The sequence below is a fragment of the Streptomyces sp. NPDC005574 genome (genome assembly GCF_040605435.1).
Taxonomy (GTDB): Bacteria; Actinomycetota; Actinomycetes; order Streptomycetales; family Streptomycetaceae; genus Streptomyces.
The window spans coordinates 133,294-155,686 of the sequence record NZ_JBEXCW010000006.1 but is presented as its reverse complement, the minus strand read 5'-3'; the positions used below and the strand labels follow the sequence as shown (position 1 = coordinate 155,686).

21 protein-coding genes and 1 pseudogene are annotated in these 22,393 nt (G+C 70.7%); 7 read left to right on the top strand and 15 right to left on the bottom strand.

From position 1 onward, the window contains the following. Positions 1-179 precede the first annotated feature (179 nt). The 3 genes from ABZT03_RS06960 (at position 180) to ABZT03_RS06950 (ending at position 2,805) form a co-directional block, all read left to right on the top strand. Entirely contained in the window at positions 180-1,094 is a 915-nt protein-coding gene (locus tag ABZT03_RS06960) for an NADP-dependent oxidoreductase (protein ID WP_356034558.1), read from the top strand. A gap of 161 nt (positions 1,095-1,255) precedes the next feature. After that, positions 1,256-2,317: an alkene reductase gene (locus ABZT03_RS06955; protein ID WP_356034714.1), complete on the top strand. Its 1,062-nt coding sequence runs from the start codon at positions 1,256-1,258 to the stop codon at positions 2,315-2,317. Then, positions 2,314-2,805 (top strand): MarR family transcriptional regulator, encoded by a 492-nt coding sequence (locus ABZT03_RS06950; RefSeq protein ID WP_356034555.1) that lies wholly within the window; start codon positions 2,314-2,316, stop codon positions 2,803-2,805. The genes ABZT03_RS06955 and ABZT03_RS06950 overlap by 4 nt, the downstream gene beginning before the upstream one ends. Positions 2,806-2,916: 111 nt before the next feature. Here the strand turns inward: ABZT03_RS06950 and ABZT03_RS06945 are convergent, their stop codons facing one another. From ABZT03_RS06945 to ABZT03_RS06935, 3 genes are all read right to left on the bottom strand, one after another. Continuing rightward, complete coding sequence (locus tag ABZT03_RS06945; RefSeq protein ID WP_356034553.1) at positions 2,917-3,858, bottom strand: hypothetical protein; 942 nt, start codon at positions 3,856-3,858, stop codon at positions 2,917-2,919. Positions 3,859-4,152: 294 nt separating this feature from the next. Next, complete coding sequence (locus ABZT03_RS06940) at positions 4,153-4,701, bottom strand: carboxymuconolactone decarboxylase family protein (RefSeq protein WP_356034550.1); 549 nt, start codon at positions 4,699-4,701, stop codon at positions 4,153-4,155. 171 nt (positions 4,702-4,872) lie between these two features. Next, positions 4,873-5,730 (bottom strand): class I SAM-dependent methyltransferase, encoded by an 858-nt coding sequence (locus ABZT03_RS06935; RefSeq protein WP_356034547.1) that lies wholly within the window; start codon positions 5,728-5,730, stop codon positions 4,873-4,875. 84 nt (positions 5,731-5,814) lie between these two features. Between ABZT03_RS06935 and ABZT03_RS06930 the strand changes: the two genes are divergently transcribed. Then, entirely contained in the window at positions 5,815-6,357 is a 543-nt protein-coding gene (locus ABZT03_RS06930) for a helix-turn-helix transcriptional regulator (RefSeq protein WP_356034712.1), read from the top strand. 57 nt (positions 6,358-6,414) lie between these two features. Here the strand turns inward: ABZT03_RS06930 and ABZT03_RS06925 are convergent, their stop codons facing one another. The 4 genes from ABZT03_RS06925 to ABZT03_RS06910 form a co-directional block, all read right to left on the bottom strand. Next, positions 6,415-7,320, bottom strand: a complete 906-nt coding sequence (locus ABZT03_RS06925) for a helix-turn-helix transcriptional regulator (RefSeq protein WP_356034545.1) — start codon at positions 7,318-7,320, stop codon at positions 6,415-6,417. 91 nt (positions 7,321-7,411) lie between these two features. Beyond that, positions 7,412-8,338, bottom strand: a complete 927-nt coding sequence (locus ABZT03_RS06920) for an alpha/beta hydrolase (RefSeq protein ID WP_356034542.1) — start codon at positions 8,336-8,338, stop codon at positions 7,412-7,414. Between the two features lie 56 nt (positions 8,339-8,394). Further along, positions 8,395-8,856, bottom strand: coding sequence for a cupin domain-containing protein (locus ABZT03_RS06915; RefSeq protein ID WP_356034710.1), 462 nt, complete (start codon positions 8,854-8,856; stop codon positions 8,395-8,397). 468 nt (positions 8,857-9,324) lie between these two features. After that, positions 9,325-11,526, bottom strand: coding sequence for a SpoIIE family protein phosphatase (locus ABZT03_RS06910; RefSeq protein WP_356034540.1), 2,202 nt, complete (start codon positions 11,524-11,526; stop codon positions 9,325-9,327). A gap of 135 nt (positions 11,527-11,661) precedes the next feature. On the opposite strand from ABZT03_RS06910, the gene ABZT03_RS06905 reads away from it, so the two are divergent. Then, positions 11,662-11,844 (top strand): hypothetical protein, encoded by a 183-nt coding sequence (locus ABZT03_RS06905; protein ID WP_356034538.1) that lies wholly within the window; start codon positions 11,662-11,664, stop codon positions 11,842-11,844. 81 nt (positions 11,845-11,925) lie between these two features. Then, a pseudogene (locus tag ABZT03_RS06900) lies at positions 11,926-12,129 on the top strand (FAD-binding monooxygenase); the annotation flags it as partial. Between the two features lie 169 nt (positions 12,130-12,298). Here ABZT03_RS06900 and ABZT03_RS06895 read toward each other — a convergent pair. The 7 genes from ABZT03_RS06895 to ABZT03_RS06865 all read right to left on the bottom strand — a co-directional run bounded on the left by ABZT03_RS06895 (position 12,299) and on the right by ABZT03_RS06865 (position 19,946). Then, the gene (locus ABZT03_RS06895) at positions 12,299-12,496 is read right to left on the bottom strand and encodes a ferredoxin (protein WP_356034535.1); all 198 of its coding nucleotides are present in this window, start codon (positions 12,494-12,496) and stop codon (positions 12,299-12,301) included. Between the two features lie 11 nt (positions 12,497-12,507). Next, the gene (locus tag ABZT03_RS06890; protein WP_356034532.1) at positions 12,508-13,728 is read right to left on the bottom strand and encodes a cytochrome P450; all 1,221 of its coding nucleotides are present in this window, start codon (positions 13,726-13,728) and stop codon (positions 12,508-12,510) included. A gap of 21 nt (positions 13,729-13,749) precedes the next feature. Then, positions 13,750-14,097, bottom strand: coding sequence for a DoxX family protein (locus ABZT03_RS06885; RefSeq protein ID WP_356034530.1), 348 nt, complete (start codon positions 14,095-14,097; stop codon positions 13,750-13,752). A gap of 71 nt (positions 14,098-14,168) precedes the next feature. Beyond that, positions 14,169-16,217, bottom strand: coding sequence for an acetoacetate--CoA ligase (locus ABZT03_RS06880; RefSeq protein WP_356034527.1), 2,049 nt, complete (start codon positions 16,215-16,217; stop codon positions 14,169-14,171). Next, positions 16,214-17,842, bottom strand: coding sequence for a bifunctional 3-(3-hydroxy-phenyl)propionate/3-hydroxycinnamic acid hydroxylase (locus ABZT03_RS06875; RefSeq protein ID WP_356034524.1), 1,629 nt, complete (start codon positions 17,840-17,842; stop codon positions 16,214-16,216). Before ABZT03_RS06875 ends, ABZT03_RS06880 begins: the two co-directional genes overlap by 4 nt. Continuing rightward, complete coding sequence (locus ABZT03_RS06870; RefSeq protein ID WP_356034522.1) at positions 17,839-18,795, bottom strand: fumarylacetoacetate hydrolase family protein; 957 nt, start codon at positions 18,793-18,795, stop codon at positions 17,839-17,841. The genes ABZT03_RS06875 and ABZT03_RS06870 overlap by 4 nt, the downstream gene beginning before the upstream one ends. Beyond that, positions 18,792-19,946 carry a VOC family protein gene (locus tag ABZT03_RS06865; RefSeq protein ID WP_356034519.1) on the bottom strand — a complete coding sequence of 385 codons (1,155 nt, stop codon included), beginning with the start codon at positions 19,944-19,946 and terminating at the stop codon, positions 18,792-18,794. The genes ABZT03_RS06870 and ABZT03_RS06865 overlap by 4 nt, the downstream gene beginning before the upstream one ends. A gap of 136 nt (positions 19,947-20,082) precedes the next feature. Between ABZT03_RS06865 and ABZT03_RS06860 the strand changes: the two genes are divergently transcribed. Next, on the top strand, positions 20,083-20,727 hold the full coding sequence (locus ABZT03_RS06860; protein ID WP_356034516.1) for a TetR/AcrR family transcriptional regulator: 645 nt from the start codon (positions 20,083-20,085) through the stop codon (positions 20,725-20,727). A gap of 272 nt (positions 20,728-20,999) precedes the next feature. On the opposite strand, the gene ABZT03_RS06855 is transcribed toward ABZT03_RS06860, so the two are convergent. Further along, on the bottom strand, positions 21,000-22,349 hold the full coding sequence (locus ABZT03_RS06855) for a ferredoxin reductase family protein (RefSeq protein WP_356034514.1): 1,350 nt from the start codon (positions 22,347-22,349) through the stop codon (positions 21,000-21,002). Positions 22,350-22,393: the final 44 nt, after the last annotated feature.

The following is a 22,393-nucleotide window of genomic DNA, read 5'->3' as shown; positions in this document are numbered from 1 at the left end:
GACAGAGCGGGTCGAGATGACCCTTGCCCCGGGCCGGACGGTCGAGCACTGCCGCTCTCCACCTCCAGCCGAAGGTGCGACCTCCCCAATACTTGGCTAGCCACATAATCGGTGCTACGTTTTATGTGGCTGGCCACCTAAACCGGGGCGGCGGACCACCTTCCGAAGGAGCAGCAGTCATGAAGGCCATCGTTTTCGACACGTTCGGCGGCACCGAGGTCCTGCACGAGGCGGAGACCGAGATCCCCGAGCCCGGCGCGGGCCAGGTCCGGGTGCGGGTCCGGGCGGTCGGCGTCAATCCGGTGGACGGCAAGATCCGTTCCGGGATCATGGAGGCGATCTTCCCCACCACGCTGCCGGCCGTCCCCGGCGGGGAGATCGCCGGGGTCGTCGACGCTCTCGGCGAAGACGTGGACCGGCTGAAGGTCGGCGACGAGGTTCTCGGCTGGTCCGACACCGGCGCCTACGCCCAGTACGCGCTGGCCGACGCGACCGTCCTCGCCGCCAAGCCGGCCGGCCTGGATTGGACGCACGCCGCCTCGCTGCCGGTGGCCGGCGACGGCGCCGACCGGGTCCTGGACCTGCTCGACGTCAAGTCCGGCGAGACCCTGCTGATCCACGGCGCGTCCGGTGCGCTCGGCACCATCGCCGTCCAGCTCGCCGTCGCCCGCGGCGCCCGTGTCATCGGCACGGCGGGCCCGTCCAACCAGGAGTACGTGACCTCGCTCGGCGCCACCGCGCTGGTCTACGGCGAGCACCTGGTCGAGCGGGTCCGCGCGCTCGCCCCGAACGGCGTGGACGCCGTGTTCGACGCCGCGGGCAAGGGCGCGCTGGAGGACTCGATCGCACTGCGCGGCGGCACGGACCGGATCGTCACCACCGCCGACTTCCGCGCCCGCGAACTCGGCGTCGTCTTCGCCGAGGGTCCGCAGCGGCGCTCGGCCGCCCGGCTGGCCGAACTGGCCCAGCAGGCCGCCGACGGCACGCTGGTGAGCACGGTCGGCGCGGCCTATCCGCTCGCCGACGCGGCCAAGGCGCAGCAGGCGAGCGACGCGGGCCACAGCCGCGGAAAGCTCGTCCTCACCGTCGACTGACCGCCCTCACGCGGGCCGGCCCCGGCCTCCGGCGGCCGGCCCGCGTGCAGGCACCGCCGGACCGCGACCGGCACCCCGACTGCGTCCTCGCCCAGTCGCTCATCACCCCGTACCCCTTCCGCACCAGAGGAGATCCCGTGCCCACCACCGACACCGCCGACCTGAACGCCCTGTGGGAACCGACCGTCGCCGGGGACATCCGGCTGCCGCACCGGCTGGTGATGGCGCCGATGACGCGGGGCCGGTCCACCCCCGAGGGCGTGCCGACCGAGCTGAACGCCGAGTACTACGCACAGCGCGCCTCGAACGCGCTCCTCATCACCGAGGGCACCCAGCCCTCACCCGACGGGCAGGGCTACCTGCTCACCCCCGGTGTCCACTCCGCGGAGCAGGTCGCCGGGTGGCGCAAGGTCACGGACGCCGTGCACGCCGCCGATGGGCGGATCGTCGTACAGCTGATGCACGTCGGGCGGATCGCGCACCCCGGCAACACCCCGCACGGGCGGCAGCCGGTGGCGCCCTCCGCGGTCCGGCCGGCCGGCGTGATGTTCACCGCGTCCGGGCCGCAGGAGATGCCGCGTCCCCGGGCACTGTCCACCGCCGAGGTCACCGCGACGGTCGAGGAATTCCGCCGCGCCGCCGCTTCCGCCGTCGCCGCGGGCGCGGACGGCGTGGAGATCCACGGCGCCAACGGCTACCTCGTCCACCAGTTCCTGTCGTCCAACGCCAACGAGCGCACCGACCGCTACGGCGGCTCCCTCGCCCACCGCATCCGCTTCGCCGTCGAGGTCGCCACGGCCGTCGCCGACGAGATCGGCGCCGGCCGCACCGCCATCCGGCTCTCCCCCGGCAACCCCTACAACGACATCCGCGAGGACGACACACACGAGCTGTACCCGGAGCTGGTGCGCGCCCTCGCTCCGCTGGACCTTGCCTATCTGCATCTGCTCCACTCCGGCGACGAGCAACTCCTCGACACCCTGCGGGGGTTGTGGCCGAACACGCTGATCCTGAACCGCGCGGGCGCCGACCTGCGCGTGCGCGCCCAGGACATCGCGGAGGGCCGCGCCGACGTGGTCTCGGTCGGCACGCTCGCCCTGGCCAACCCCGACCTGGTCGACCGGGTACGCTCCGGGGCACCACTGAACAGCCCTGACCCGGCCACCTTCTACAGCGGAGGCGAGACCGGCTACACCGACTACCGCACCCACGGCCACGCATGAGGAGCATGATGACCGGCCCCGCGTTCAGGACCCCGAGCACGGCGCGCGACGGCCGCCTCAGCTACGCCGTCTTCCAGCTCGCCCGCGCCCACCGCGGCCAGGCCGCCGCCATGCTGCGCGAGATGAACCTGCACCCGGGGCAGGAGCTGCTGCTCATGCAGCTCTTCGACCGCGACGGTCAGACCCAGTCCGAACTGCTGGACAGTGTGGGCCTGGACCACTCCACGGTCTCCAAGTCACTGCGCCGCATGCAGGAGGCCGGACTCCTCACCCGCGAGCCGGCCGCGCACGACCGGCGCGTCATGGTCGTCCGCCTCACCGACAAGGGACGCGCCATGAAGGAGCCCATCGCCGACATGTGGCGCACCCTGGAGGAAGCCTCCGTTCGGGACCTGACAGCGGACCAGATCGAGGCGTTCACCGCGACCGCGTTCGCGATCGAACAGTCCGTCAGAGACCGCGGCCGCCAGACCCCACCCTGCGCGTAGGCGCCGACTGGCCGCGGCGAAGGGGTCGTTTCCCACCACCCGGTGGGACTGGCTTCCGCGGAGGCACGCGACAGATCGCGGGCGCACTCTCCGCCGCGTGCCGGACCGGTGTCAGTTGGGGAGGTCGACGTTCCACGTGCGGTTGCCCGCCGCGGTGGCGTTGACGGGCGCCGACGCCTCGGGGTGGTCGGGGTCGAACTCCGACTGCACCCGGTGAACCATCTCGTCACTGGTCCAGAACGGCTCCGCCTTGGTGAACCGGCCGCCCAGCTTGCGGCGGACCTTCCAGCGGAACCTGACCTCGTAGTCGGAGAGCCAGTAGCCGTTGGACATCCTCATGCCGCCCGAGAATCCAGGGCTGTCGTCGAAGGAGATGTGATCGGCGGCGTTGACGATGTTTCCGTCCTCCGTGTTGTACGGCGGACGGAACGGGCCATCGACAGCCCACTGACGCTTCGACCTCTTGGGGCGGTAGTTCACCGCGTCCGGCGTGATCTGGTGGTTCTCGTCGGTGACCTCCTGCCAGAAGTCGTACGCGTCCCCCGCCGGCGTCGTCATCCCGTTCGCCCGGCGCAGTGTCGCCATCTGCTGGAAGCCGATCTCGGCGTTGCCACCGAGCGACTGCGTGGCGGCGCCGTCGTACCGGGAGGTGAACGTGAGGGTGGGATTGCCGATCTCCTCGGCCTCCCCCGACTTCTCGCCGCCCTTGACCGCCGTCCCGGCCCTTCCGCTGCGCGTGGTCCGGGTCGCCTGCTGATCCTTCGCGGTGCGCTGCTGTTGCTTCGGCGGGCTCTCGCCGCGCTCGATGCCGGACGCTTCCTGGTTCCGCTTAGAGGCGGTACCCGGCGCGGCCCAAGGGATCCTCGGTCCCGCGCCTGCGCTCTCCCCCATCACGCGGCTCACCGCCGCGTTGCCCGCGGAGCGCTGGATGGCCATCGTCCGGGCCGGCGTCATCGGGCCCTGAACCGGGGCCACATGATGCTCGCGCGCGCTGTCCAGGGGCGGACGGAACACGTGTCCGGCGGCCTCGGCGTTCTCTTGTCCCTCGCGCACACGCACAGCAAACGTTCCCCTCGCATCGGCGGCGTACCCCTCGCCGGAGGCACAACAGCTCACCGTAGACCGCTGACAAAAGGCGCTTCAAGCACGCCCGTGTACGCACCGGGGCAGCGAAAGTGGCCGCTGAGGGCAAAGCCTTCTGCCCTTTCGGGTAGCCGGGAGCCAGATCGGAGCCCGAACGCCGCTGGCCTGGCTCAGCGCGCCGGCCCGGTGCCTTCGCCGCGGGCCCTCACTCTCTCAATAGCCCGTGCAACCGGCAAAGCATGCGGCCGCAGCGGAACGCGCCTCTCATCCGTCCGCGTCCCTCCCCTCCGAGAGCGCCTTGCCGTAGGCCGGGGTCTCCCCCGCGGTCGTCACCTCGAAGGTGTTGAGGAAGTTGCAGACGAACTGGTAGAAGCCGACGGTGATGACGAGGTCGGCGAGCTGGTTGACCGTCAGGAACGCAAGCAGCTCGTCGCGGGCGGCGGCGTCGAGAGTGTGGCGGGTGAGCAGCAGGTCCGTGGCGGTGAGGACGGCGGCTTCGGGTGCGGACAGGCCCTCGGTGGAGCCGGTCGCGGCGGCGGAGACCGCTGCCTCGCCGAGTCCGACGAGACGGGCGATGTTCTCGTGGTGATGGACCTCGTAGGCCGCCCCGTAGACATGACCCACGCGGACGATGGCGAGTTCGCGCAGCGTGTCCGGCAGCGAGTTCCGCTTCAGGATCGCGTCCCCCAGAGCCAGTACGTCCGGCGCCAAGACCGGTGAGTGCATCAACATCCGGAAGACGTTGAGCGAGCCGTTACTGGTCACGGCGTCCTGCAGTTCCGGGGGCAGGGCGGAGAGATCCGGGTACTTCATGGCGGCTCCGTTCGCGGCGGTGAGGGACTGCACAGGACGCACTTCCCCACACGGTGCGCGCCTTGAACACCCACCCTTCCGGCGGCTCGGCCGGCGATGCCCAACCGAGGCCGGTCGATGGCGCGTTCCGTCGCGCGGGTCCGCACGTACGGCGAACGCGCGGTCGTCGGTTCACGGTCGGCGCGCCACCCAGAGGGTACGGGTGGTGCGGACGGTCAGGTCGCGGCGGCGCGCGATGCCGTGCGGCCGCGTCTCGTCCAAGAGGGCGTCGAGGGCGGCCAGGTCGTCCGCCTCGAGCAGGCCCTCGGCGTGGAGGCGCAGCTTGGCCAGACACACCTGGGCGTAGCGGTTCAGCGCCGGGCCCGCCGTCGTGTGGTCCAGGCGGATGACGAAGGGGCGACGCTCGTCCACGGTGAAGCCGGCGCCCGTGAGCTGGTCGGTCCATTCGTGCGGAGGGCGGGTGTTCGTCACGGCATGCAGCCGCGCCTCCAGGCCGGGGCGGCCGACACCGGTGTCCTCGGGAAGGAAGCGGGGGAAGAAATCCATCTCGCCGACCGCGAGCAGGCCGCCCGGCCTCAGGTGTGCGAGAGCCTGGGTGAGGGTGCGATGCGGGTCCGTCAGGTGGTGCAGGAACGCCGCAGCCCACATCAGGTCGTACGGCTGCCCGTCGGCCGCCTGCGGCCACTGCTCGTCGAGGTTCGTCTCCACCGTGCGCACGCGTCCGGCGACGCCGTGCGCCGCCGCCCGTTCACGCAGGCGGTGCAGCATCTGCGGTGAGACGTCCACGGCCGTCACGCTCGCATCGGGGAACCGTCGGGCCAGGGCGAGGCTGCCCGTGCCGGGGCCGCTGCCGAGATCCAGGACCCGGGCCGGAACAGGGTCGAGAAGATCGGCGAGTCGACTGGTCACGTTCGTCAGATAGGGGCTCAGGACCTCGGCGTCCAACTCCAGCAGTTCCGCCATCGCGGCGTCGGCGCCACTCGCCCGCTCGTGCCCTGCATGCTTCTGCGCGTTGCGAAAGGAGTCCATGCTTCGACGCTAACGGCGTTCTTGTCCACAGGTCATACACTCTTGCCTGTGGAGCAAGAATCGAACCTCGACGCCACCGTCAGGATGCGTGTCCGGTCCCTGCGCAAGGCGCACGGGTGGTCGCTGGACAACCTCGCCGAACGCACACGCATCAGCCCGTCCCAGCTCAGCCGTATCGAGACCGGCCACCGCCGCATCAGTCTCGACCAGCTCACCGCCATCGCCGGCGCACTGGGCACGTCCCTCGACCGGCTCGTGGAGTCAGCCGACGACTCCGATGTCGTCATCCGGCCCGACACGGACGAGACCCGGGGCCTGACGACGTGGCTGCTCAGCGGTGAACACGGCCCCCAGGGGCTGACCGTCGCCAAAATGCGGATCACCGACCAGGCGGGCGGAGTCGGGCCGGACGACTTCGGTGTCCATCCCGGCAGGGACTGGTTCACCGTCCTGTCGGGCACGGTCGTCCTCTACCTCGGCGCTCGCGTCATCCGCGTCGAAGCGGGTCAGGCCGCATCGTTCTCCACCATGACCCCGCACACGCTTCGCGCCGACCACGGCCCGGCCGAAATCCTGTGCATCCTCGACCAGAGCGGCGAGCGCAAGCACCTTCACACCGGCAGGTGACTGACGCCGGTCTCGTCGCTGCGGCCCGCGCCGCCCGCTGAGCGTCTGGCCGGGGCATCAGTCGCGCGGCTGCGGCGCAGTGAGGCAGCCTCCCGAGCGAGCACCGCGACCCGCCGGTAACAAGCCGCGCAGGTCGTGCAGCTTCTGAGCGTCATCGGTTCCGGCTACGGCCGCGTAGGCGACGATGCGAAGATCCGAGCCGGGAACCATCAGGACGTCGAGGTCGAGGGCCATGTCGCCGACCACGGGATGCTCGATGGTCTTGCGGTCGCCGGTGTGGAGGCCCGCGCTGCCGTTGAACCACAGGCGGGCGAAGCGGGGGCTGGTGTGCAGCAGCCGGTCGACGAGTGCGGCGAGTCGGGCATCGTCGGGGTAGGCGACGGCGGTGACCCGCAGGTCGGCGACGAGGGACTCCTCCTCGGCCTCGTCGCCCTCCCAGGACCGCACGGGCCAGGTCGCGATGGCGTCGACCCGGTGGCCCCCGCTGGAGCGGAACATCCCCGCGACGAGGTTGTCCTGGTACCAGCCGTACGTACGGGGATCGCCGACGGCGGCAGCCCACATCCGGTTCCAGCTGAGGAGCGTCCAGTCGGCGGCGTACACCGCGACCGGCGCGTCGCCGAGTTGCCGAACGAGCCGGTGGACCCTCGCCGGTACGTCAATTGGCACGTCGCCGTTGGACGGCGGGGCGAGGTTGGCACAGCGGAACAGGTGGTCGCGCTCGGCGGTGTCCAGGCACAGAACCCTCGCCAGCGCGGTGACGACCTGGGCGGAGGGGTTGCGGGCGCGGCCCTGTTCGAGCCGCACCACGTAGTCGGCGGACAACCCGGCCAGCCGGGCCAGTTCCTCGCGGCGCAGACCGGGGATGCGCCGCTCCGCGCCGGAATCCGGTCCGCCCGCCGGGGGCGAAACGCGCTCCCGCCAGCCTCGTAGGGCAATGCCGAAGTTGTTCGTCGCTGCCATGCGTTCATCATCATTCAGGAGCCACGCCCGCAGCAGGCCCCCTTTCCCACATCTGGGCAAAACCGCGAAGGGAAGACCGTCGCAGTCACGGTCACTGTCGCGGCGAGGCGGCCTGCGTGGTCCGGGCAGCGGCCCATTGGGCCCGGACGAAGGCCGCGGCGGACCGCAGTGCCGCGTCGGCCTCGTCGAGCATCGCGGCGAACGCCTGGAAGACGTGCGGGACTTGGGGCCACACCTGCAGTTCGACCTGCACGTCGTGGTCGGCGGCGCGGGAGGCCAGCCGTGCGGCGTCGTCCAGCAGGATCTCGTGCGAACCGGCCTGGATGAGCAGCGGCGGCAGACCCGTCAGGTCGGCGAACAGCGGGCTGGCCAGCGGCTCGGTGCCGGGCGTCCGTCCGAGGTAGTCGCGAGCGCGGACGCGCAGGGCCTCCGGGGTCAGCGCGGGGTCGAGGTGAGCCTTGCCGGTCGCGCTGGCACCCGACACGGTGAGGTCGGTCCAGGGCGAGAACACCGTGGCGGACGCGGGCTGGGGCAGGCCGGCGTCCCTGAGGGCGACCAGCGTCGCGATGGTCAGGCCGCCGCCCGCCGACTCGCCGACGAAGGCGATCCGGTCGCTGGGGATCCCCTGGTCGAGCAGCCCTCGACAGGCGGCCACTGCGTCGTCGACGGCCGCGGGGAACGGGTTCTCGGGCGCCAGGCGGTACTCCACGCAGACCGCCCGCGCGCCGGCTCGCCGGGACACGTCGGCCGCCAGGCCCGCCGCGTCGGCGGCGGAGCCGATGGCGTAGGCGCCGCCGTGGAAGTACAGCAGCACGCCGGCAGGATCACTTCCGGGCGTGTCGACGGTGAGGACGGGAACCCCGCCGAGCAGCCCGGGAACCGTCGTGACATCGGGAGGCAGCGGGACCGAGGTCATCATCTGGTGGAAGACGGCGCGCGCTTCGGCCACGTCGCCTCCGACGTCGAGCGGAGCGTGCCGCAGCATCTCGTCGAGGTCGCGGCGTTGCTGCTCGGACATGGTGGTGCCCTTCGTACGGAGTGGACGCTCTGGCGGAACCGTGGGTGTGCCGAAGCTCAGCGCGGCGGACCGAGGATGATCTGGCCGTACAGGTCCGCGGCCTCCGCCATCAGCTCCTTGGAGATCTCGAATCCCTCGGGCCGGGCGGTGGACATGTCACGCCCGGCGTGCCGGAACATGCCCTCGATGCCACCCGGAGTACAGATCATCAGCAGGTCCGCGGTGTCGGAGGTGATCCGGTAGCCGTGGGGGACGTTCCTCGGCAGATAGACGATGCCGCCTTCCGACAACTCCATCTCCTGGTCGTCCGACCACAGCAGCGCGGTGCCCTTGATCAGCATGAAGATCTCGTCCTCACGGGTGTGCAGGTGATACGGCGGCGCCTCGCCCTTGGCGACACTGAAGCGTCCGACGGTCAGCTGTCCGTCGGTGGCCGCCGCGTCCAGAAGCACCGCGAACTGGCCCCCGTCGAGCCACTCGAGCTTCTGCTGCTGATCGGGTTGCGCGAGGTAGGCCATGCTCACGGCGGTGTCCGTTCTGTGTGGTCGGCGGCCACGGCGCCCCCTCCGTGGCCCTCGGTCGACGGCCGGGGCGGCGCCTTCGACCGGCCGCCTCCCCCGACCGATGATCCTCTTCCGGCACCGGGCACCGCCAGACGCGCGGGTAGGACCAGCAGTACCACCGGGGGAACCGGGAGGTGCCCCGCCCCCGGCCGCCCAGCCACCACGGAAACGGAGGAGTGGTGCCGCGTTCCGGCCAATGCGGTCGCAGCGCTCGTCCGCATATGGTTCCTCCGCGAGCCCTGCTCCGGCGGTGGTTCGTGTCCTGAAGTGGTGACTGTCAGCGTCCGTATGCAGGGGATCACTGAAGTCGGTTGCTGAACCGCGGAGTTGGAGTCCGCATTCGAGCGAGTGGCGAACCGGTCCGGTCGGGCACAACCGAGCCGACAGACACACCGGTTACGCCGTCAGATGGGCATCGGCGTGTCATGTGAGCCCAGGTATCCCCTCCAAGTCCAGTCCGATTCCGGGGACGGCTCCTGACGGGGCCAGGCCGCACTCGGCCCACACCGTCTTGCCGCCTCGGGCGTGGCGGGTGCCCCAGTGTTCGGCGAGCTGGGCGACGAGGAGCAGGCCGCGACCTCCTTCGTCGTAGACACGGGCCCTGCGCAGGTGTGGGGTGGTGCTGCTCGCGTCGGAGACCTCGCACAGGAGGGTGCGGTCATGGATGAGGCGCAGCCGGATGGGGGGCCGGCCGTAGCGAATGGCGTTGGTGACCAGTTCACTCACGACCAGTTCCGCGGTGAAGTCGACTTCTTCCAGCCCCCAAACGGTCAGTTGCTCGGAGACGTTCGCTCTGGCCCGGGCGACCGCGGCCGGGTCTGCGTCCACGTCCCAGGTGGCGACCTGGCGGTCTCCGAAGGTCTGGGTGCGGGCCAGCAGGAGGGCGACGTCGTCGTGCGGTCGATCGGCGGGCAGCAGGGCTTCGAGTACGGCGTCGCAGGTGGCCTCCAGGGAGACGGCTGACTGCCCGAGGGCGTCGCGCAGTCGGGTGAGACCCCCCTCGATGTCGTGGTCGAGGGCCTCGACCAGGCCGACGGTGTAAAGGGCCAGGACGCTGCCCTGGGGCAGGTCGACCTCGACCGCTTCGAACGGAAGGCCGCCCAGACCCAGTGGCGGGCCTGCGGGCAGGTCGACGAAGTCGACGGTTCCGCCCTGGCTCACCACGGCGGGGAGCACATGCCCCGCACGGGCGAGCATGCAGCGGCCGGCGACCGGATCGTAGACGGCATACAGGCAGGTGGCGCCGATGTCCCCCGCGGATTCGCTGTCCGCTTCGGCCGAGGCTTCGGCGGAGAGGCGGATCACGACGTCGTCGAGGTGCGTGAGGAGTTCGTCGGGCGGCAGGTCGATGTCGGCCAGTGTGCGTACCGCGGTCCGCAGCCGGCCCATGGTCGCGGCGGCGTGAATGCCGTGGCCGACCACGTCGCCGACCACGAGGGCGACCCGTGCGCCGGACAGCGGGATCACGTCGTACCAGTCGCCGCCCACGCCGAGCCGGTCGCCGGCAGGCAGATACCGGCAGGCGACCTCCACGGCGGACAGTGACGGTGTACTCCGCGGAAGCAGACTGCGCTGGAGGGTCAGAGCGGTGGCGCGCGCGTGCGTGTAGCGGCGGGCGTTGTCGATGGCTACGGCTGCCCGGGCGGCGATCTCCTGGGCGAGGAGCAGGTCCTCGTCGTCGTAGAGCTCGAGGGTGCGGTGCCGGAAGAACTGTGCGACACCCAGGGTGCCGCCGCGGGCCCGCAGGGGTACCACCAGTGTCGAGCGGTGCCGGAAGGTGTCGGCGGTGGAATCGCGCGCCGTCTTCGCCACCTGCCGATCCTCGGGGTGCGAGGCATCGAGGTGGCGCGAGGGCCGCCCGGTGGCGAGGGCGAGAGCCAGTGGCGATCCGTGCGGATAACTGTGGAGTTGCTGCGGCGGCGGTGAGGCCTCCGGGCAGTACCCCGGCAGTGACTGTTGGGCGACCCGGCGGACTACCGGCGCGCCGTCCGACGGAGGGCTGTCTTCGAGGGCGGAGTCGAGGAGGTCGACGGTGACGGCGTCGGCGAAGTACTCGGTGGCCAGGTCCGCGAGCTCCTGGGTGGTACGGGCGATGTCCAGGGTGGTTCCGACACGTATGCCCGCCTCGTTCACCACCGACAGCCGCCACCGCAGGCGGCGTTCGCGCTCTTCCTGGAATGCCAGGACGTCCTGCTCCGACGAGCGGTCCACGTACTCGGTCACCAGCGCGATCAGCCTGCGCGTGGCCGCGTTCATCAGCTCGGCGTCGCTGGTCAGTCGAGCGATCTCCTCGAGAAGCCTGTCGAGGACGAAGGCCTGCCCGAGCCGGAACGCCCGCAGCGTCGTGCTGAACGACTTCCCCCGCTGGGCCAGCAGGCGCGCGCCCTCCGCGTCGGCCGTCGGCAGTCGGATCCGGCTCGGATCGATGCCGTGCTCCACCCCGGACAACGCGGCGACGACATGAGCGGCGACCCTTTCCGCTGTGATCCGCGCGATGTCCGGCTCCTCCCAGAGCTCGGGAACCTCACTCCGCAGACATCGCTCCACGTCATGGAGCAGCCGTTCCGCCTTCAGGCTGAGCTCATGCGCGGCATGGGACACGAGGGTGTCCGCGGTGAGGTCCACAGTGACGACGTTACGCCGTCCGGGTGGGTTCGGATCGCCGGAAGGCGGGCACCGGGCGGGCTTCCGCTTCGCGGGGCCGGCGGGACGGCCTGGCGGCGGAAGCGCGGGCCCGGGAGCTGCGCACCCTGGCGTGCAGTGCGTACGGGCGGGCGCGGCTACTCCGACCGGGTGCGGGCGAAGTACGACGAGTCACTCTTCGTCCGCCAGCTCTTCGAGCTCAGGGACGAGCGCGGCATCAGGCAGCCGGCGCATCTCGTCGGCGCCTCCATCGGCGGCTCGTCGCGATGCAGTACGCCCGGCGGCACCGGGAGTCCCTGACGACCCTGACCATCACGGGTCCTGCGGGGCTGATCCCCAGCAAGGTGCCGACGCACCGGCCGTTCGCCAGTGACCTGCACCGTCCGCACTCAGCTAGGCATCGGCTTCACCGGGTCGACGGACGAACAGGACCGGATGATCGTGGTGGACGCCGTCACCACGGGCCCGTCCCGTGACCGCTGGCACATGTGGCCCCGTCTCAGAGGCAAGTTCGCCGGCGCCTGCCCCCCGCCCCACAGCGACACCTTCCAGTGGATGATCCGGCTGGCGCCCGACGAGGAGCCCCTGCTCGGCGAGGCGCGGCTCAACGAACGGATCCGCTCGAGCCAGCAGTATCACCGTGCTCGCCGACGGCCTTTGCAGCCGGACCCGAAAGTCTCCAGGGCGAGGCCTGGCGGCCTTCCGAGCTCTCGTGCGGCGATCGACTCGCCGTCGACGAGCACCGAACGCGCCGTCATGACAGCACCCGCAGTGCGGCGACGGGACACACGTTGACGGCCGTCCGGGCTGCGGACTGGTGCTCGTCGGGCACGTCGGCACCGTCGAAGCGGTAGGTGGGTTCGGCGTCGTCGTCCAGGCCGAACACGTGCGGGGCCTGGTTCGCGCACAGGCCGTGGCCTTCGCAGCGGGCGTGGTCGACGGAGATCCGCATGGCGTAGTCCTTCAGGAAGGTGTCTGACCGGGGGAACCCGAGGTGGTCCAGGCAGGGATGAGCGCGAGCGGGAGTCGCTCGTAGCGGTGGATGAGGTTGTTCAGAGCCCATTCCGGGGTGCCGGTCGGCTCGATCCGCTCGACGCGGGCGGCCAGGGCGCGGAGCATCGCGGAGGTCTCCATGCGGGCCAGCCCCTGTCCGGCGCAGCCGTGTTTGCCCTGTCCGAAGCCTAGTTGGCGGCTTGCGTCGCGGCGGATGTCGAAGGTGTCCGGGTCGTCCCACTGCAGCGCGTCGCGGTTGGCGGAACCGTAGACCACCAGCACCCGGGAGCCCTTGAGGAGTGTGGTGCCCGCGAGTTCCGTGTCGCGGGCGACGGTACGGGAGAAGGCCCGGATCGGGGACTCGTAACGCACGACCTCGTTGACCGCGTTGGGGACGAGGCTCGGGTCCGCCTTCAGCAGCCGCCACTGATCGGGATGGATGGCGAACAGGTGCAGGGCACTGGAGATGGCGCTGATCGTGGTGTCCAGGGACGGTGCCAGGTAGTCGATCAACATCGTGGCGCACTCGGCGGGCATGACCTCGCCCGTGTCGGCCGCGCACAGCAGGTCGTGACCCATGCTTCCCTCCAGTACGGACCGGTCGCCGACGACGCGGCGGGCGTACCGCATCATGCCGACGGACGCGGGAAGGCTGCGTACGGCCTGGCGGTTCATCGGACCGAGGCCGTCGAAGGCCGCGCCGGCCCAGCGCAGCAGGTGTTCGCGACCCCCCTGGGGCCAGCCGACGAAGTCGGGAACAACGGACAGGGGCAGAGCCGTGGCGAGTTCCACTCCGTCGACGTTCCGGCCGGCGACAGCGGCCTCGACGACCGCGGCGGCCCGCTCCTCCACCGTTTCCGTCATCGCGCGCAGAGCCCTCGGCGTGAGCCGGTGGGCCACCTGTCTCCGGCGGCGGGCGTGCTCCTCGCCGTCGCTGAAGAGTGTGGTGCCTTGTCCCACCCGGTTGGCGACGGGATTGAGGGCGACGCCCTCGCCGGAGATGAAGGTCCGGTCGTCGAGAAGGACTGCCTTGCACTCGGCGTACCGCGGCAGGGCGTAGACCTTCTGCTTGCTCAGCCACACCACGGGGCCCAGGGCGCGGAGCGCGGCGTAGTGGGAGTGGGTGTCGCGGATGGCCGCTGCTGAGTAGATGTCGGCGCGGTAGACGGGGGCATCAGTGCGAGCAGTCATCAGAAGTCCGTTCCGGGTCGGTCACGCGGTGATCAGGGCTGCGAGGTAGCCGGCAGCGAGAAGGGCGCACGCAAGCGCGGGCGTCATGCCGCGGAGCCCGTCGCCCTTGCGGCCGTGCGTGATCACGGCTCCGGCCATCATCAGCAACAGCCCCGCGCCCGCCAGGACACCGAGAACGGGGGCGGCCAGACCCAGCAGGACACCGGCGGCGCCCGCCACCTCCAGAACGCCGATGACGCGATAGGCGCCGACGGAGAAGCCCGCCTCGGCGGCCAGCTCCCGCATCTTCGCCAACGCGAGGATCTTGGACGCTCCGACGGCTGTGAAGCCCAGGGCCAGGAGAGAGGCGAGGACAGTGGAGAGGATCACGAGTTCTTCCGTTGGTGTTCGGGCGACGACCGAGGTCTGTCGCGGGAGGGTCGAGGCGGTGTCACCTCGGATCAGCCGGCCCCGGTGGCCGAGCGCCGCGGTTGCACAGTGCTTCCAGCGCGCGGCTCCGGCCCGCGCCCTACACGGCGTTCGGCGCCCAGGTGTGCGTAGTGGGCGATGAGTTCGGGAGCGTCGACGGCGGCGGGATTGACCACCTGCTCGACCGGGGCGCCCTGGAGAAGGCGCTTGACCGGGACTTCGAGCTTCTTACCGGTACGGGTGTGCGGGACGCCCGGGACGGCGAGGATCTCGTCCGGGACGTGGCGGGGTGACACACCGGTGCGGATCGCGGCGCGGATCCTGTCGCGCAGCTCGTCGTCAAGCTCCACTCCGTCTGCGAGGTGGACGAACAGCGGCATCCAGTAGCCGCCGTCCGGCTCCTCGGCCCCGATGACCAGCGCCTCGGTGATCTCCGGGAGACGTTCGACGACATCGTGGATGTCGGCGCTGCCCAGCCGTACGCCGTTGCGGTTGAGGGTGGAGTCGGAGCGGCCGTGCACGATGACCGAGCCGTGTCCGGTGACCGTGATCCAGTCGCCGTGCCGCCACACTCCCGGGTACGTGGAGAAGTACGCCTCGCGACAGCGGCTGCCGTCGGGATCGTTCCAGAAGTACAGCGGCATCGACGGCATGGGTCGGGTGACCACCAGCTCGCCGACCTGGTCCACGACCGGGTGGCCCTCGCCGTCGTATGCGGCGAGCGCCACGCCCAGGTACGGAGCGGACAACTCCCCTGCCCAGACGGGTGTGGTGGGGGCGCTGCCGGCGAAGCCGGAGACGACGTCGGTGCCACCGCTGGTGGAGGCGAGCTGTGTGCGGCTGCCGACGTGGTCGCGGACCCAGGGGTAGGCGGAGGGGGGCAGGGTCGAGCCGGTACAGCCGACGGCACGCACGGCCGACAGGTCGTGCACGGTCGGCTCGATGCCGAACTTGGCCATGCCCAGCAGGTATTGAGGGCTGGTGCCGAAGACGGTGACCCGGTGGCGCGCGGCCAGCTCCCACAGGACGTCCGGGCGTGCGGAGGGGGCCGGGCTGCCGTCGTAGGTACATGGTGTGGCACCGGTCAGGAGGGTGGAGACAACCAGGTTCCACATCATCCAGTGGGTGGTGGTGTACCACAGCAGCCGGTCGCCGGGGCCGAGATCGGAATGCAGGGCGAGGGTCTTGAGGTGCTCGAGGAGGACGCCACCGTGGCCGTGGACGATGCCCTTGGGCAGCCCGGTGGTACCGGAGGAGAAGACGACCCACAGCGGGTGGTCGAAAGCCACTGGTGTGCAGTCGAGTTCCTCGGTGCGGGTGGCCGCGTCCTCCCACGGGACGGTCGGTGCGGGGTAGCTCCCAGGCGGCCAGGGCAGGCCGACATGGTCGATCAGCAGCATCGCCTTCAGGCCGGGCAGGGCGCCGGCCAGTTCGAGGGCCCCGTCGCGGCGGTCATGTGTGGTGCCGTTGAAGAGGTAGCCGTCGGTGGTGACGAGGACGGCCGGCTCTAGCTGGGCGAACCGGTCGGCGGCGGCCTGCGGAGCGTAGTCCTGGCCGCACACCGACCAGACGGCTCCGAGGCTGGCCGCGGCGAGGAAGGCGACAATCGCGTGCGGGGTGTTGGGCAGATAGCCGACGACCCGGTCACCGCGGCCCACGCCCAGGTCGCGCAGGGTGGCGGCGACCGAGGCGACCTGGGCGCGCAACCGTCCGCCCGTCACTTCGTATCCCGAGCCGGTCTCGTCCAGGGCCACGATCGCCGGCGCGTCCTCACGCAGGTCACGCAGGGCGTGGTGGGCATAGTTGAGGGTGGCGCCCTCGAACCAGCGGGCGCCGGGCATGGTCTCCTCGCTCAGCACCCGTTCGAACGGGGCGTCCGCGTCGATGTCGAAGAACTCCCACACAGCACTCCAGAAGCCTTCGAGGTCCGTGACGGACCAGCGGTGCAGGGCACCGTAGTCGGTGTGGTCGTAGGCGACGGCAACGTCCCTGTTTCGGGCCACCCAGCGCCCGAACTGGGCGATGCGGCTGGTCGTGCCGGCCTCGGGGTCGGGCAGCCAGAAGGGGCGCGGCGTGGTCATGACGTGGGGCTCCTCAGAAGGGGCTGCGTTGCGGGCAGTTCGGGGTTGTCGGTGAGGCGGCTGGTGCAGAGCAGGGGCGCCCAGGAGGCCAGGTCGGTGAAGTCGCCCGTTCCGGCGGGGACGACGTCCAGGACAACCCGGTCGGGGCGCAGCAGGACAGCGTCCGCCCGGCCGGCGCGCAGCCAGGCGGCGAGGGTGCCGTCGTCGCCGAGAGTGTCGGTGGCGACGATCGGCGCGCCGATGCCCGCCGCCACGGCGCGGAGCGAGGCCGTGGGCGCCGCGGCCGTGACGACGGCGAAGGAGGCGCCGAGAACGTCGTCCAAGCGGACACGCCGGTCGTCCAAGGTCACCCAGGGCTGCGGGCAGTAGGTGCCCGCCAGGGCGCGGCCGCCCATGCGGGTACGGCGTCGCACCAGCGGACCTCGGGGCAGGGCGGGGCTGAGGTCGCGGCCGGCCAGCGACACCACCACGGGGACCCGGCAGGCCGCGCCGACGAGGCTGCGGCGCACCGCGGCAGCGCGGTCCTGTCCGCCGGTCATGGCCCAGCCCATCGCCACCGCGAGCCGGATGACCTGCCGGGCATGGGGCTTGCGCTCGCTCTCGTATGTGTCCAACAACCGTACGTCCGCGCCTTGTCGCAGGACGCGGGCGAGTTTCCAGGTGAGGTTTCGGGCGTCGCGCATCCCCGCGCACAGGCCCTGCCCGATGAAGGGCGGGGTGAGATGGGCGGCGTCTCCGAGCAGGAACACGCGGCCTTGTCGCCAGCGGTCGGCGAGGCGCGCCCGGAAGGTGTACTGCGCCTGCCGGATCACCTCGAAGTCGCCGTCGGCGGCGTCGGTCCAGGGAGCCACGAGTTCACGCAGCCGTCCGGGACCCGGTTTCTCCCCCTCCGGAAGTCGGAACTCCCAGCGGTAGCGGTCCTGCCCTATGCGCATGAACGTCGCGGGCCGGTTGGGGTCGCAGACCTGGTCGACGCCCTCCCAGGAGCGCACGCGGGCGTGGGTACGGACGTCGATGACGGTCCAGCGCTCTTCGAAGTGCAGGTCTTCCCATACGGCGTCGATGGCCGCGCGGGTGATGCCGCCCGCGCCGTCACAGCCGAGGACCGCGTCGGCCCACAGGTGTTCCTCACCGCGGTCGCCGCGGTAGGTCACCCGGACGGGGCCGTCACCGTCCTGCGTCACAGCGACGACCTCCACCCCACTGCGAAGCTCGCATCCGGGCCCGCGGGCCAGGGCACCGCGCAGCAGCCGCTCCAGCTCGGGCTGGTCGAACATGCTCGTCTGCGGGAAACCGTGGTGCCCCTGCGGGGAGCGCGGGAACTCGGCGATCGCCCGGTGCCGGGCGTCCAGCAGCCGGAGCCCTCGGGCGGGACGGGCGATGGCGTCGAACTCCTCGGCGACACCGACGGCTTGGAGGATCCTGCGGACCTCGTCGTCGGTGGCCACGGCACGCGGCAACGGGTAGACGTCCTGGTGGCGCTCCAGGACGATGCTGCGGACGCCGTGTCGGGCCAGCAGGAGGGCGGCGGTCACGCCCACGGGCCCGGCTCCGATGATCACGACGGGTACGTGTGGGGCCGGCCGGGACGTGGTGCCCCGTGGTGCGGCCTGGTCGGATCTCACGTGCGGCTCGGTCCCTGCTGCGCGTGGCTGACCGGGGAGCGCTGCTCGCCGAGATCGATCCGCCCGTCGGGGGTGGCGATGGTTGCGGTGACCAGGTCGCCTTCGTGGAGGTAACGGGGGTTCCTGCGCTGGCCGTTGAAGAACACCTTCCACTTCACCGTGGGCGGCAGCAGCGCGCCGATCTTCTCGACCGGCTTGGGCGGGGCCTTGAGGGCCGTACCGCCCGGGGTGCCGGTCAGGAGCAGGTCGCCCGGGTCGAGGGTCTGGAAGCGGGCCAGCAGGGTCAGCGCCTCGGCGGGACGGACGATCATGTCGGCCAGGGTGCGGTCCTGGCGCAGGGCGCCGTTGACCGACAGCCTCAGTCTCAGGTCGAGCAGGTGCGCGAAGTCTTCCGGCTCGAGCAGAGCGAGGTGGGGCCCGGCGGGGGTGAAGGTGGGGTACGACTTGCTCTCGTAGAACTGCGTCTTGGTCAGCTGCACGTCGCGGGCGCTGACGTCGTTGGTGATGACGAGCCCGGCGACGTATCGGGGTAGGTCCTTCTCCGTGACGACGGTGCCCAGCGGCAGCGGCGCGCCCATGACCAGGCCGAGCTCGATCTCGTAGTCGAGGAACTCCACGTGCGAGGGCCGCACGATGGTGTCCTGCGGACCGCACACCGAGGTGGACGCCTTGCGGAAGAACGTGGGCGGGATCTCGCCGGTGAAGCCCGAATCACGTGCGTGGCTGAGGTAGTTGACCATCTGGGCGACCACCCGACAGGGGGTGGTGACCGGGGATAGTGCCGCCAGGTCGGCGACCGGCGTGCCCGTCTCCCCGGAAGTGGCGGCCTCGCGGACCGCATCCCGGTCGACGAGCAGCTCGGCGGTGGTGGTCGCTCCGGTCTCGATGCGGACGGCGCGTTCGGCGCTCACCGCCCACCAACCCTCGGCGGTGCGCAGGACGTTGGCGCTCATGAGTTCATCGCTTTCATCAGGCCCAGCAACCGCGCCGGGTCCAGTTCGTTGTCGCCGCGCAGGGCCCGCATGACCTCACGGAGCTTGGCGGGGGACGGATTCGTACCGAGGAAGTCGCGGGTGACGGGCGGCCCCCACTGCGAGAGTCCGCTGGCCGAGAGGGGTCCCCAGCCGGGCGCGACGTCGCAGGAGAACAGGTCGCCGTCGGCGAAGTGCTCCAGTATGAAGCGGTCGGGGTCGCGCCAGTAGTCGAACAGCTGGCTGCCCTGGATGTGCCGGCCGATCCCCCAGCTGCGCTGGTAGCCGCGCTCGGCGAGGTACTCCCCGCCGGCGGCGATCGCGTCGAGATCGGTGACCTGATAGGCGGAGTGGACGTAGCCGTTGCCCGGGCCCAGGTGCATGGCCAGTGTGTGGTGATCGACCGGCCGGCTTCCCCGGTCGCAGCGGATGAACGCCACCGCCGGACCTCGGTCGCGCTGGCCGTCCAGGAAATGGAAGTCGCTGACGATCATGCCGAGCGTGTCCAGGTACCAGTCCAGGGCCCTTTGGAACACACGGGTTTCAAGGACCACGTGTCCAAGCCGCTGGACGCGGGACGGCTCGCGCGGTGGACGCTGTGACGCGTTGACGCGGCGGTGATCCGTGCCGAAGTTGAAAAGCTGCGGCTGCTGATCGGGCAGAGCGGGTAGTTCCTCGCCGCAGTGCACGACCCGCACCGGGAGACCGGACGGGTCGAGCATATCCACCGCCCGGCCGCCGCCCGGGGCGTCGGTCTCCCGCACCGAGCTGCCTGTGACGCGGGCCAGCCGGTCCAGATCAGCCCGTTCGGCCGCCTTGAACGTCGGGCCGATGAACCGGGACGTACGCCCCTTGCGGATCACCATGCACGGCGGGCCTGCGAACGTACCCCGCAGCCAGAGTTCTCCGTCGGTGCGGGCGGCGACCGCGAAGCCGAAGTCCCGCGCGAACACCTCTGCACGGTCAAGGTCCGGCTTCTCGAACTCCAGCCACGCCAGATCCGCCACCTTGATCACCGGATTCCGGGAGCGCCCGGCATGCTCGCCGCGCAGGGCGCCCTGCTCACTGTGGAGATCTTGATGAGGCGTCGCGGGATCGGTGTGCTCGACCTCGCCGGCGCGTGTTCCGGACATGGTGTCCTCCAAGCGGCGCTTCCATAGTGATGGAATCATCAACTCTGCTCGAAGGATCGTCAATAGTCACTTCGGAGAAATCTGATGGATTCATCAGACATGGGCGCGCGATCGGACCATTGCTACGATCGGCCGCATGCCGACATCCGCGCCGCCCCTCAATCGCTTCGAGCGACGACGGGCCGAGACACGTAAAGCTCTGATCCGCGCGGCTCGCGAGTTCCTTGCCGAGAGTGGGGACACCAGCGCAAGCATCCAGTCCATCGCCGAGCGCGCCGACGTCGGCTTCGGGTCCTTCTACAACCACTTCGAGTCCAAGACGGAGCTGTTCGACGCGGCGGTGGCGGACGCCCTGGACGAGTTCGGCCAAGCCATCGACGAGCACCTTCAGGGGGTTGTCGACGACCCGGCGGAGCTCGTTGCGGCGGGCTTCCGCCTCACGGCCCGCATGGCCGACTCGCACCCTGAACTGGTGAAGATCCTCCGCCACCGCGGCCTGCGCCACATTCACTCCGAGCGCGGCGTCGCTCCTCGCGCCCTGCGCGATGTGGAGCGCGGCATCGCTTCCGGCCGCTTCGCCGACGCCGATCCGCTCACTGCTCTGTCCGCCATGGGCGGCGTGCTGATGTCCCTGGTGGAGTTGCGATTCTCTCGCCCCGACCTCGACGGCGAGCAGGCCGCTGCGAACATGGCCGAGATGACCCTGCGCATGCTGGGCGTCCCGTCGGACGAGGCCCGGGAAGTGGCCCGGCGGCCGCTGCCAACGATCAGGGGCGAGTGACAGGCAGCGCTTTCGCCCACCCACTGGTCCAACGCGCGAAGCCGCGCTGCGCCATGAGGCCGAAGGAAGCCGGCTCCGCACCTCCCACGGCAGTCACCAGCGGCCGGTTCTCCGCCGCCGGCTCCGCGGCAACCGCGGCGTACGTGCGCAGCCGACCGGCCACTGACCTCACCGCAACAGCTTGGCGGGACGTGGAGCTCTCCGGGATGCGACGTCAGTCCCCGGCCTTCACCGGCGGCTCCGTCTCACTGAACGGCGCGCGCACCAGTCGATCAGCGGAAGGTGAAGTGTTCGGTGTGCAGGTGGTCTCTCGAGAGGCCGGAGCGGCGCAGATCGCGGGTCAGCGTACTCAGCATCTGGTCCGGTCCACACAGGAAGACGTGGACATCGGGCCCGATCGGTCCGACCTCCCTGAGGACGCGGGCCGCAGTCAGGCGGCCGTCGGCCGAGCTGAACACCGGGTGCAACCGCAGTGCGGGGATGCTCTCCGCGGCCGCGGAGAGCTCGCTCAGGAACGGTGCCCGGTCCGGACTCGATGTGCAGTAGAAGAGGTCCGTTCTCGGTAGCGGTGCGTCCGTGCGGTCGAGCCACCCCAGGAAGGGAGCGATCCCGATTCCCGCCCCTATCCAGATCTGGCGGGGCCCGCCGAGGGTGTGATCGAACATGCCGTAGGGCCCACTGAGGGTGGCTGGGGTGCCGGTCAGCAGATCGGCGTGGAGATCTCGGGTCGCGTCACCGAGTGCGCGGATGGTGAGGCGCACCGCACCCTCGTCGTCGACGCCGGCGACGCTGAACGGGTGCTCGTGCCAGGCGTGGTCGCCGCCGACCTTCAGGTAGACGAACTGGCCGCCGGCGATCGGCAGGGGCGTCGTCCCCCCGACTGGGTGGAGTGTGACGTCAACGATGTCCTCACCCGGTCGGGAGACCCGGCGGATCGTGTAGTGCGCTGACGGTTCCTGTCGCCGGCGCACGAGTTCGGCGTACACGTACGCGATCAGCCCCACCGTTGCGATGACCGGATACGCGCTGTCTGCCGGACCCGACGAGGCGAGCACCGGATCGAGCAGCCAGCCGTGCAGCACCGACGTGCCCACCATCACTCCGATGAACCGGTGGATGAAAAGCCATCGCTCGTACGGCAGCCGGATGATGGCGCCCACCTTCGGCAGCGAGATGAGTACAAGGAGCGCCAGTGCGACCGCGGAGATGACTCCGAGCGCGAGGCCCGTCGCGACCTCCTTCGATTCCCCGGGGTCCACGCGACCGCCGTCCCACTGGGTCGAAACGATGTGGAACGTGATCAGCGCGACAGCCCACAGCGAATATCTCTTGTGCCACAGATACATGCGGTCCAGGCCGCCGAACCAGGGTTCCAGCCATCGGACGCGGGTGGCCAGTACCAGGCTCAGCGTCATCATGTAGACCGCCAGCAGACCGGCCAGGTCGCCGAGGAAGTAGACACCGTCGACTCCGTTGGGCCTGCCTTCGTTCCATATCAGGCCGAGGTCGACGGCCAGCACCGTGACGACGATGGGGCCGAAGCACCGCCTCTTCAGTCGTCCGTCGAGCGGTCGACGCAGGATGCGCAGGGCGTACAGGGCTATCGCGACCAGCAAGCTCACAGCAGTTCTCCGTATCTCTCGGCGTCTCTCTCGGCGTCGAGGCC